Consider the following 12,872-nt stretch of genomic DNA (forward strand, 5'->3'; position numbering starts at 1 on the left):
ATGAATGCTGAAGACGCCTTGAAACTTGCTCGCCGGTTTATCGGGTTGCCCCTGCAAAAGCGCCAGATGTTCCTGGCGGCACTGGACAAGGAAGGGGTGGCGTTCAGCGGCTTTCCCATCCCCCAGGGCGTCGAGGCCGAGGATCGCCAGGCCCTGTCCTATGCCCAGCAGCGCATGTGGTTTCTCTGGCAGCTTGAGCCGGACAGCGGCGCCTACAACCTGCCGGGTGCGGTGCGGCTCAAAGGCAGGTTGGACCTGCAGGCCCTGGAGCAGGCTTTCGCCAGCCTGGTGGCGCGACATGAAACCCTGCGCACGGTGTTCCAGCGCCAGGCCGACGACAGCCTCGTGCAAGTGCCAATGACCGCGCCGCTGCTGATCGAGCAAGAAGATTACAGTGCCCTGGCAGCCGTCGAGCGCGAGCTGGCGGTGGCCGAGGCGGCGCAGCAACAGTCGCTGCGGCCGTTCGATCTGGCGGTCGGGCCGCTGCTGCGGGTCAAGCTGCTCAAGCTCGGCGAGCGCGAGCATGTGCTGTTGCTGACCTTGCATCACATCGTCTCCGACGGTTGGTCGATGAACGTGCTGATCGACGAATTCGTCCGCTGCTACGACGCTCATCAAGCGGGGCAGTCGCCGCAACTTGCACCGCTGCCGATCCAGTACAGCGACTATGCCTTGTGGCAGCGCCGCTGGCTCGAAGCGGGGGAGCAGGCGCGGCAGCTTGAGTATTGGCAGGCGCAACTCGGCGATGAGCATCCGGTGCTGGAACTGCCGACCGATCACGCGCGCCCGGTCATGCCGAGCTATCGCGGCAGCCGTCATGAATTCGCCATCGATAGCGCCTTGGCGGAACAGCTGCGCAGCACGGCCCAGCAGCATGGCGTCACGCTGTTCATGCTTCTTCTGAGCGCGTTCAACGTGTTGTTGCATCGCTACAGCGGCCAGCCGGATATCCGCGTCGGCGTGCCGATCGCCAACCGCAATCGCGATGAAATCGAAGGCCTGATCGGCTTCTTCGTCAACACCCAGGTGCTGCGTACCGAACTCGACGGACAAATGCGCGTCGTCGATTTGCTCCGCGCCGTCAAAGAGGTCGCCCTCGGTGCCCAGGCCCATCAGGACCTGCCGTTCGAGCGCCTGGTCGACGCCTTGAAGCTGGAGCGCAGCCTCAGCCATACGCCGCTGTTCCAGGTGATGTACAACCATCAGCCGCATGTGGCCGACATCACCACGATCAGCACCGCGTCGGGGCTGGAACTGGGCATGCTCGACTGGCAAGGCCGCACCACCCAGTTCGACCTGACCCTGGACACCTTTGAGAAGGCCGGCAAGTTGCACGCCGCGCTGACGTACGCCAACGATCTGTTCGAAGCGCCGACCATCGCGCGCATGGCGCGGCATTGGCTGCGTTTGTTGGCGGCGATGGTCGCCGATCCGTCGCAGCGCATCGGCGAATTGCCGCTGCTCGATGCCCACGAGCAGCAGACCCTGGTGCATGGCTGGAACGCCACCGCCCAGCGCTACCCGACCGAACGGTGCATGCATCAACTGATTGGGGCCCAGGCCGTGCGCACCCCAGACGCATTGGCGTTGACGTTTGGCCAGCACAGCCTGACCTACGCCCAGCTTGATGCCCGCGCCAACCAGTTGGCCCATCTTCTGCGCGAGCACGGTGTGCAGCCGGACAGCCTGGTGGGGGTCTGTGTCGAGCGTTCGATGGAAATGGTGATCGGCCTGCTGGCGATCCACAAGGCCGGCGGCGCTTATGTGCCACTGGATCCGGAGTACCCGCAGGAACGCCTGGCCCACATGATCGAAGACAGCGGCATCACCTTGCTGCTGACCCAGGGTTCGCTGTCGGCGGGGCTGCCTACCGATGGCGTCACCGTGATCCTGCTCGACCAGCCGGCCGGCTGGCTCGATGGCTACAGCGAGCGTCGCCTCGAAGTGACCGTTGATCCGCTGAGCCTGGCCTACGTGATCTATACCTCCGGCTCCACTGGCAACCCCAAGGGTGCCGGCAACAGCCATGCGGCCCTGGTCAACCGTTTGTGCTGGATGCAGCAGGCCTACGGTCTGGACGACAGCGACGCGGTGTTGCAGAAAACCCCATTCAGCTTCGACGTGTCGGTGTGGGAATTCTTCTGGCCGTTGATGACCGGTGCGCGCCTGGTCATGGCCGCGCCGGGCGCGCACCGCGACCCGCTGCAATTGATCGATACCATCAACCGTTACGGCATCAGCACGCTGCACTTCGTGCCGTCGATGCTGCAAGCGTTTATCCATGAGCCGGGTGTGGAACGCTGCGAAGGGCTCAAGCGCATCGTCTGCAGTGGCGAGGCCCTGCCGCTTGACGGGCAGCATCAGGTCTTCGCCAAGTTGCCGAACGCCTCGCTCTACAACCTCTACGGTCCGACCGAAGCGGCCATCGACGTGACCCATTGGACCTGCGTCGACGAAGGCGCCGATTGCGTGCCGATCGGGCAGCCAATCGCCAACCTGCGCACCCATGTGCTCGACGCGCAACTGAAGCCGGTGCCGTGGGGCGTGCCCGGTGAGCTGTACCTGGGCGGGGCGGGGCTGGCCCGCGGTTATCACCGACGCCCGGCGTTGAGTGCCGAGCGCTTTGTGCCGTGCCCGTTCCACGCCGGCGAGCGCCTGTATCGCAGCGGTGACCGGGTGCGTCAGCGCGCCGACGGCGTGATCGAATACCTGGGCCGCCTCGACCATCAGGTAAAGCTGCGCGGCCTGCGCATCGAGCTGGGCGAAATCGAAGCCCGGCTGGCGCAACATCCGCTGGTGCGCGAGGCGGTGGTGTTGGTGCAGGACGGCACGCACCTGGTGGGTTACCTGGTGCTGGAAACCTCCCAGCCACCCGAGCAATGGCAACAGGACGTCAAGGCCTGGTTACTCGGTGGCCTGCCGGAATACATGGTGCCGACTTACCTGATGCCCTTGGCCAGGTTACCGGTCACCGCCAACGGCAAACTCGACCGCAAGGCCCTGCCGCAACCGGACGCCGCGCCGCAGCAAGCGTTCGTCGCGCCACAAGATGCGCTGCAGATCGCGCTGGCTGAAATCTGGCAGGACGTACTGGGGCTGGAGCGGGTCGGCCTCGAAGACAATTTCTTCGAGCTGGGCGGTGACTCGATCATCTCGATCCAAGTGGTGAGCCGTGCCCGGCAGCTCGGCATTCGCGTCAACCCACGCGACCTGTTCCAACACCAGACCGTGCGCAGCCTGGCGCTGGTCGCCCGGGTCGAACATCACAACGCAGTGGACCAGGGGGCGGTCACCGGTGAGGCCCTGCTCGGGCCGATCCAGCGGCAGTTTTTCTCGCGGCCGATGCAGGCCCGCGAGCACTGGAACCAGTCGTTGCTGCTGAGCCCTCGCGAGCCGTTGAACAGCCTATGGCTCGACGCGGCGCTGACCTGCGTCATCAATCATCACGACGCCTTGCGCCTGCGCTTCATCGAAGGCGCGGATGGCTGGCAGCAGAGCCACGGGCCGTTGCAGCAAAGCGCTGGCCTGTGGCTGCGCGATGCCCAATCCATCGAGCGACTGAATGCGCTGTGTGACGAAGCGCAGCGCAGCCTCGACTTGCAGGACGGGCCGTTGTTGCGGGCCATGCTGGTCAATCTGGCCGATGGCAGCCAGCGGCTGGCGCTGATCATCCATCACTTGGTGGTGGATGGCGTGTCGTGGCGCGTGTTGCTGGAAGATTTGCAGCAGGCCTACGAACAACTGGCGGCGGGCGGCGGCGTTACGTTGCCGGCCAAGACCAGTGCGTTCCAGCGCTGGACTGCGGGCCTGAGTGCCGAAGCGCCGCGCTTCAACGATCAGTTGGCCTATTGGAAGAGCCAGCACCAGGGCGCGTTGGACCTGCCCTGCGAACGTCCGCAAGGCAGCCTGGAAAACGCCCACGGCGCGAAGATCGAATGGCGTCTGGACGCCGGGCTGACCCGGCAGTTGTTGCAACAGGCACCAGCGGCGTATCGCACGCAGGTCAATGATCTGCTGCTCACCGCGTTGGCCCGCACTATCAGTCGCTGGAGCGGGCACTCGGGCACGCTGGTCGAGCTCGAAGGCCATGGTCGTGAAGACCTGTTCGAGGACATCGACCTGACCCGCACGGTCGGTTGGTTCACGAGCCTGTTCGCGGTGAATCTGAGCGCTGCCGACGACCTCGGCGATTCGATCAAGGCGATCAAGGAGCAACTGCGCGGCGTTCCGCACAAAGGCCTGGGCTATGGCGTGCTGCGTCATCTGGCGGCGCCTTCGGTGCAAGCCGAACTGGCGGACCTGCCGCCAGCGCGCATCACGTTCAATTACCTGGGCCAGTTCGACCGTCAGTTCGACGAATCGGCGCTGTTCGTGCCATCCGGCGAAAGCAGCGGCGTGGCCCAGGATCCGACGGCGCCCTTGGCCAACTGGCTGACCGTGGAGGGGCAGGTGTATGGCGGCGAACTGACGATGAGTTGGGGCTTCAGCTGTGAGATGTTCGACGGCGCGACCGTGCAGCGACTGGTCGATCGATATGCCGTCGAGCTCACGGCGCTGATCGAGCATTGCGTCAACCTGGCCGCGCCGCAAGCCACGCCGTCGGATTTCCCGCTGGCCCGCCTTACCCAGGCGCAACTCGATGGGTTGCCAGTATCGACCGGCCAACTCGACGACATCTATCCGCTGTCGCCGATGCAGCAGGGTTTGTTATTCCACACCCTCTACGAGCACGCCGCGGGCGAATACGTCAACCAGCTGCGGGTGGACGTCCAAGGCTTGGACGTCGAGCGTTTCCGCGCGGCGTGGCAGGCGTGCATGGATGGGCAGGACATCCTGCGCAGCGGTTTCGTCTGGCAAGGTGACTTGCAGCAGCCGTTGCAGATCGTCCACAAAGAACTGCCAGTGCCATTCACCGTGCTGGACTGGCGTGAACGTGCCGACCAGCCGCAGGCCCTTGCCGCGCTGGCCGAGGATGAGCGCGCGAAAGGCTTCGATCTGAGTCGGGCGCCCTTGTTGCGTTTGGTGCTGGTGCAGACCGGTGTCGGTCAATGGCATTTGATCTACACCCACCACCACATCCTGATGGATGGCTGGAGCAACGCACAGCTGCTCGGCGAAGTAATGCAACGCTACAGCGGCCGTGTGCCGGCCAGCATCACCGGCCGTTACCGTGACTACATCGCTTGGCTGCAACGCCAGGACGCTCAAATCAGCGAGGCTTTCTGGAGCGCTCAACTGGCCACCCTGCAAGAGCCGACCCGGTTGGCGCGGGTCATGTCCGCCAGCGAGACCCACAGCGGTCATGACGACCATTACCAGACCCTGGATGCGCCTCGCACCCAGGCCCTGGAACAGTTCGCCCGCCAGCAAAAAGTCACCCTCAACACCCTGGTGCAAGCGGCGTGGCTGTTGCTGCTGCAACGCTATACCGGCCATGACAGCGTGGCCTTCGGTGCCACCGTCGCCGGGCGGCCGGCGGACCTGCCGGGCATCGAGCAGCAAGTCGGCCTGTTCATCAACACCTTGCCGGTGATCGCCGCGCCGCGTCCGGACCAGTCGGTCGGTGCCTGGCTGCAAGCGGTGCAAGCGCAGAACCTGAGCCTGCGAGAGTTCGAACACACGCCATTGGCGGACGTCCAGCGCTGGTCCGGGCAGGGCGGCGAGGCGCTGTTCGACAACATCCTGGTGTTCGAGAACTACCCGATTGCCCAGGCGCTGCAACAGGGTGGAGAACAGGACGTGGTGTTCGGCGAGGTCACCCATCTGGAGCAAACCCACTATCCGTTGAGCGTTGCCGTGACCCTCGGCCAGACACTGGCGTTGCACTACAGCTTCGACCGGGCGCATTTCAGCCCGGCGGCCATCGCCGGCATCAGCGCTCACTTGATGCATCTGCTGGAAACCTTCGCTGAATCGGCGACCCGTAACCTCGGGCAAATCGCCCTGGTCAGCAGCGCGGAACAATCCCGGCAACAGGCGGCCAATCACCCGCAGCCGTACCCGACCGATGTCGCGGTGCATCAGCGCATCGCCCAACTGGCGGCGCAGCAACCGCAGAGCACGGCGGTGATCTTCGACGGGCAACGTTTCAGCTATGGCGACATCGACCGCCGGGCGAACCAACTGGCGCACGCCTTGATTGCCCGTGGTGTCGGCCCGGAAACTCGGGTCGGCGTGGCCCTGCCGCGCAGCGAAGGGGTGATTGTCGCGCTGCTGGCGGTGCTCAAGGCCGGCGCCGCTTACGTGCCGCTGGACACCCGCTACCCGCGCGAGCGCCTGGCGTACCTGATCGAGGATTCGGGATTGGCGCTGTTGCTCACCGATTCCCGGGTGTCGGCGCAGTTGCTCCTGGAAGGCGCCGCCCAGGTGTTGGAGTTCGACCGCCTCGACCTGAGCCAGCAACCATTGGAGGCGCCATCCGTCCAGGTCGATCCTCAGAACCTGGCGTACGTCATCTACACCTCCGGCTCCACCGGCAACCCCAAAGGCGTGAGCGTGGCCCATGGGCCTCTGGCGATGCATTGCCAGGCCATCGGCGAGCGCTACGAGATGCAGGGCAGCGACTGCGAATTCCATTTCATGTCCTTTGCCTTCGATGGTGCCCATGAGCGCTGGCTCACCAGCCTGACTCACGGCGCCTCGCTGTTGATTCGCGACGACAGCCTGTGGACGCCGGAGCAAACCTACAACGCGATGCGCGAGCACGGCGTGACGGTGGTGGCGTTCCCGCCGGTGTACCTGCAACAACTGGCCGAGCACGCCGAGCGCGAAGGCAATCCGCCCAAGGTGCGCATTTATTGCTTCGGCGGCGATGCCGTGCCCAACGCCAGTTTCGAACGGGTCAAGCGCGCCCTCGATCCGCAATTCATCATCAACGGCTACGGCCCGACCGAAACCGTGGTCACGCCGCTGATCTGGAAAGCCGGCCGCGAGGTGGCGTGTGGCGCCGCCTATGCGCCCATCGGCAGCCGCATCGGCGACCGCAGCGCCTACGTGCTGGATGCTGACCTGAACCTGCTGCCCCAAGGCATGGCCGGTGAGCTGTACCTGGGCGGCAGCGGGTTGGCCCGGGGCTACCTGAACCGTCCGGGCCTGACGGCCGAGCGATTTGTCGCCGACCCGTTCAGTACGGTCGGCGGCTTGCTGTATCGCACCGGCGACCTGGTGCGCCATCGCGCCGACGGCACCTTCGATTACTTGGATCGCATGGACAACCAAGTGAAGATTCGCGGTTTTCGCATCGAGCTGGGCGAAGTCGAAGCCAGCCTGCAAGCCTTGGACGGCGTGCGCGAAGCGGTCGTCGTGGCCCAGGAAGGCGCTGCCGGCAGCGGCAAGCAGCTGGTGGCCTATGTCGTGGCGGAGCAGGCGGAGGCCTTGCTTGAGGCATTCACCGAGCAGCTACGCGAGCAACTCAGGGCGACCCTGCCGGCGCACATGGTCCCGGCGTACCTGTTGCTGCTCGAACGCCTGCCACTGACGCCGAACGGCAAGCTCGACCGCAAGAACCTGCCCAAGCCCGACGTCAGCCAACTGCAGCAAGCCTACGTGGCACCCCGCAGCGCGCTGGAACAACAACTGGTATCGATCTGGCAGGACGTGCTCAAGCTTGGGCAAGTCGGCCTGCGGGACAACTTCTTCGAGTTGGGTGGCGATTCCATCGTCTCGATCCAGGTGGTCGGCCGCGCCCGTCAGGCCGGCATTCATTTCACGCCGAAAGACTTGTTCCAGCACCAGACCATCGAGAGGCTGGCAACGGTGGCCCGCGTGGGCGCAACCAGCCAAGCCATCGATCAAGGCCCGGTGAGCGGTGAACTGATCCTGTTGCCGGTGCAGCAGGTGTTCTTCGACGAGGCCATCCCACAGCGTCAGCACTGGAACCAGTCGGTGATGCTCAAACCGACGCAACCGCTGGACGCCGGGGTGCTGGCGCAAGCCTTGGCCGCGCTGGTCGTGCATCACGATGGCCTGCGCTTGGGCTTCAGCCAGGAAGGCGAAGGCTGGCAGGCCCGCTACCGTTCGCCGGCCAGTCGTTGCGACGACCTGCTCTGGGTGGCGGACATCGCGGACGCCGAGGCCCTGCACAGCATCGGCAACGAGGCGCAACGCAGCCTGGACCTGCAAACGGGGCCGCTGCTGCGAGGGGTGCTGGCGAACCTGGACGATGGCAGCCAACGGTTGCTGCTGGCGATCCATCACTTGGTGGTAGACGGCGTGTCGTGGCGGATTCTGTTCGAAGACCTGCAAGGCGCCTACCGTCAGTTGCTCGCCGGGCAAGCGTTGCAATTGCCGGCGAAAACCACGTCGGCGCAGATCTGGGCCGAACGATTGCAAGGCTATGCCCGCAGCGCCCCGTTGCAGGCAGAACTGGCGTATTGGCAGGCGCACCTTGAGGGCGTCGATGGGCAATTGCCGATGGACAACCCTTCAGGCGGTCGGCAAAACCGCCTCGCGCAAACCGTGCGCACCCGACTCGATGCGTCACTGACAGGCCAATTGCTGCAAGACGCGCCCAAGGCCTATCGCACCCAGGTCAACGACTTGCTGCTTACCGCCCTGGCCCGGGTCATCGTGCGCTGGACCGGCAGCGACAGTGCCTTGATCCAGCTCGAAGGGCACGGCCGTGAAGCCTTGTTCGATAATGTCGACCTGACTCGCACGGTCGGTTGGTTCACCAGCCTTTACCCGGCCAGGCTCACGCCGGTAACCGACCTGGGGAGCTCGCTGAAACAGATCAAGGAACAGCTGCGGTCGATTCCGAACAAGGGCCTGGGCTTTGGTGCCCTGGCGCACCTGGCCGATGACGCGTCGCGGGCGACCCTGGCCCGGCTACCCGTACCGCGCCTGACGTTCAACTACCTGGGCCAGTTCGACGCCAGTTTCAACGAGGCCGATGGCGCCTTGTTCGTACCGGCCGGCGAAGGTGCAGGGGACGAGCTGGACCCCGAAGCACCGCTGTCCAACGTCCTGGCGGTTAACGGTCAGGTGTTCGGCGGTGAGCTGAACCTGGGCTGGACCTTCAGCCGCGAGCAGTTCAACGAAACCACTGTCCAGGCCCTGGCCGACGATTACGCCCGTGAACTGCAAGCGTTGATCGAACATTGCTGCGACGGCGAGCAGGGCGGCGTAACGCCGTCGGACTTCCCCCTGGCACGCCTGAACCAGCAGCAGGTGGATGGCTTGCCTGTGGCGGCGGCGCAAATCGCTGATGTGTATCCGCTGTCTCCGATGCAACAGGGCATGCTGTTCCATGGCGTCTACGGCGATGCCAGTGGCGACTACATCAACCAACTGTGCCTGGACGTGGAAGGGCTGGACCCGGAACGTTTCCGCCAGGCCTGGCAGGCGGCGGTGGACGCCCATGACATCCTGCGGAGCCGGGTCGTCTGGCAGGGAGATCTTCCCGAGCCCGTGCAGTTGGTCAGCAAGCATCTGCAACTGCCTTACAGTCTCCATGTCTTGCGGGCCGACGAAACCTTGCAGGCGTTGGCCGATGCCGAGCGCCGGCAACTGGACCTGAGCGCGCCGGCCCTGTTGCGGTTGATGATCGTGCGCCTCGACGAGCAGCGCTATCACCTGATCTACACCCACCACCACATCCTGATGGATGGCTGGAGCAATTCGCAGTTGCTCGGCGAAGTGCTGCAACGCTACAGCGGCCAGGCTGTCGCCGGACCGGGCAGCCGTTATCGCGATTACATTGCCTGGCTGCAACGCCAGGACGTCGCCGCCAGCGAAGCATTCTGGACGCCAGCGCTGCAACGCCTGGAGACGCCGACGCGGCTGGCCGATGTCATTGCCAACTCGAGGCCGGTGGGCAGCGGTCATGGCGATCACGTGCAGGTATTGGACGAGGCACTGACGCGCCGCCTGGAAGCCTTTGCCCGTGCTTCGAAAGTCACCGTCAACACGCTGGTGCAGGCGGCGTGGCTGCTGTTGTTGCAGCGTTACACCGGCAAGGACACCGTGGCGTTCGGCGCGACGGTGGCCGGTCGCCCGGCGGATTTGCCCGGCATCGAGCAGCAGATCGGTTTGTTCATCAACACCTTGCCGGTGATCGCCAGCCCTCGGGCCGAGCAGTCCCTGGACAGCTGGCTGCAAGCGGTGCAAGGGCAGAACCTGGCGCTGCGGGAGTTCGAGCACACCGCGTTGCTGGACATCCAGCGCTGGGCCGGGCAGGGCGGTGAGGCGCTGTTCGACAGCCTGCTGGTGTTCGAGAACTACCCGATTGCCCAGGCCTTGGAGCAAGGCGCACCGGACGGCCTGTGCTTCGGTCCGGCGACAACAGAAGAACAGACCCACTATCCGTTGACGCTGCTGGTGGGCCTGGATCGGCAGTTGACGGTACACATGAGTTATCAAAGGGCGAGTTTCCAACCCGCCAGCGTCGCGAGGCTGGCGGCGCACCTGGCGCACTTGTTGGGCCAGATGACCGGGCAGGGCGAGCGCTGCCTGGGTGAGCTGTCGATGCTCGAGTTCGATGAGTATCAGCGCCTGACCCATGATTGGAACCCGGTGGACGCGCCGTTCGAGCAAACCCTGTGCATCCACCAGATCATCGCCCGCCAGGCCGAAGCCACGCCGGACGCCTTGGCCGTGACCTTCGCCCACACCCAGCTGAGCTACAGCGAACTCGACGGCCGCGCCAATCGCCTGGCCCACAAGCTCATCGAACTGGGCGTGGGCCCGGAGGTGCGCGTGGGCGTGGCGATGCCGCGCTCCGAGCATCTGCTGATCGCCTTGCTGGCGGTGCTCAAGGCCGGCGGTGCCTACGTGCCGCTGGATCCGGATTATCCGGCCGAACGTGTGGCGTACATGCTCGACGACAGCCGTGCCCGTGTGTTGCTGACCGAGCAAGCGGTGGCGGCGACGCTCACCGTTCCGGCTGAAACCACTGTGCTGATGCTGGATCGGATTCAGCTGGGCGAATACCCATTGAGCGCGCCGCCTACCTCGGTCGCCGCCGACAACCTCGCCTACGTGATCTACACCTCCGGCTCCACCGGCCAACCCAAGGGCGTGGCGATTGCCCATCGCAACGTGCTGGCGCTGATCGATTGGTCGAAATCGGTCTACAGCCGCGACGACATCCAAGGCGTGCTCGCGTCCACCTCGGTGTGCTTCGACTTGTCGGTATGGGAGCTGTTCGTGACCCTGGCCAACGGCGGCTCGCTGATCATCGCCCGTAACGCGTTGGAATTGCCGCAACTGCCGGCTCGGGATCAGGTGCGGCTGATCAACAGCGTGCCGTCGGCCATCGCCGCCTTGCAGCGCAACGGTGAAATCCCCGCCAGCGTGCGCATCATCAACCTGGCCGGTGAGCCGCTCAAACAAAGCCTTGTGGAAGCGCTGTACCAATGTGAATACCCAGGTGGGAGCGGGCTTGCTCGCGAAAGCGGTGGGTCAATCAACGATGGGCCAACTGACAGGACGCCTTCGCGAGCAAGCCCGCTCCCACAAGTTGGCGGGGTTGAGCATGTGTACGACCTTTACGGCCCCTCGGAAGACACCACCTATTCCACCTGGACCCGCCGCACCGCCGGCGGTACGGCGAACATCGGCCGGCCCCTCAAGCACACCGCTGCCTACCTGCTCGACGCTGACCTGCAACCGGTGCCTCAAGGTGTCTCGGCCGAGCTGTACCTGAGCGGCGCGGGCATCACCCGTGGCTACCTCGGTCGGGCCGCGATGACCGCCGAGAAGTACGTGCCCAACCCGTTCTCCAGCAGCGGCGAGCGCTTGTACCGCAGCGGCGACCTGAGCCGTTATCGCGCCGATGGTGTGCTCGAATATCAAGGCCGGATCGACCATCAGGTGAAGATTCGTGGTTTGCGTATCGAACTGGGGGAAATCGAAGCGCGGCTGTTGCAACAACCCCAGGTGCGCGAAGCGGCGGTACTGGCCCAGGACGCCCCGGGTGGTCAGCAATTGGTGGCCTACGTGGTTGCCCCGGCGCTGGACCTGGGCGTCGGCGAAGACCTGCGGGCCTTGCGCGATCAACTCAAGGCGGGCCTCCGGGCGCATTTGCCCGATTACATGGTCCCGGCCCACGTGCTGTTCCTCGACCAATTGCCCCTGACCCCCAACGGCAAGCTCGACCGCAAGGCCTTGCCCGCCCCGGAAATCGCCTTGCTACAGGCCAGTTATGTCGCACCGGCCACTGAACTCGAACAGCAGGTCGCGGCGATCTGGGCGCAAGTACTCACGGTGGAACGCGTAGGCCTGAACGATCACTTCTTCGAGCTGGGCGGCCACTCGCTGCTGGCAGTCAATGCCGTCTCGCGCATGGCCCTCGAACTGGGGTTGACCCTGACCCCCCAGCTGATTTTCCAGCAACCGGTCCTGAAGGATTTTGTCGCGCAACTCGACGCCGGAGACGGGCCGATCAACGAACAGAAACTGAACAAGCTGGAAGCCCTGCTTGATGAAATGGAGGAAGTCTGATGGACAAGAGTGTTGCTTTGAGGATTGCCAAGCGCTTTATCACTCTGCCGCTGGACAAACGCAGGCTGTACCTGGAAAAGATGCTCGAGGAGGGTGTTTCGCCGGCCAACCTGCCGATCCCCGAGGTGCGCTCCGGGTTTGAACACATTCCGCTGTCCTACGCCCAGGAGCGCCAATGGTTCCTGTGGCTGATGGATCCCCATAGCTCGGCCTATCACATCCCCACAGCCCTGCGCCTCAAAGGGCACCTGGACGTGGCGGCCCTGGAACGCAGCTTCAACGCCCTGGTCGAGCGCCATGAGAATTTGCGAACCACCTTCATCGAGCATGGCGAGCAGGCCGTGCAGGTCATCCACTCGCACCTGCCGCTGCGCATCGCGGTGCAGACGTTGCCAGCCGGTTCGTCGACCCGCCAGGACGACAGCATCAAG

General features: G+C 64.8%; 2 protein-coding genes (1 of these 2 cut by a window edge). Both read left to right on the top strand.

Annotation, left to right across the window (positions count from 1 at the left end; genetic code table 11):
• Positions 1 to 12,441: a non-ribosomal peptide synthase/polyketide synthase gene (locus PFLQ2_RS19390; RefSeq protein WP_003179639.1), complete on the top strand. Its 12,441-nt coding sequence runs from the start codon at positions 1 to 3 to the stop codon at positions 12,439 to 12,441.
• Positions 12,441 to 12,872: the 5' portion of a non-ribosomal peptide synthase/polyketide synthase gene (locus PFLQ2_RS19385; RefSeq protein ID WP_003179640.1), read on the top strand. It continues 13,101 nt past the right edge of the window; only the first 432 of its 13,533 coding nucleotides appear in the window; its start codon is at positions 12,441 to 12,443; its stop codon lies beyond the right edge, outside the window. The genes PFLQ2_RS19390 and PFLQ2_RS19385 overlap by 1 nt, the downstream gene beginning before the upstream one ends.

The organism is Pseudomonas fluorescens Q2-87, assembly GCF_000281895.1.
In the GTDB taxonomy this organism is placed as follows: Bacteria; Pseudomonadota; Gammaproteobacteria; order Pseudomonadales; family Pseudomonadaceae; genus Aquipseudomonas; species Aquipseudomonas fluorescens_S.

Coding starts and splice junctions, on each gene's coding strand:
- PFLQ2_RS19390 (WP_003179639.1), top strand. CDS start 1: ATGAATGCTGAAGACGCCTTGAAACTTGCTCGCCGGTTTATCGGGTTG.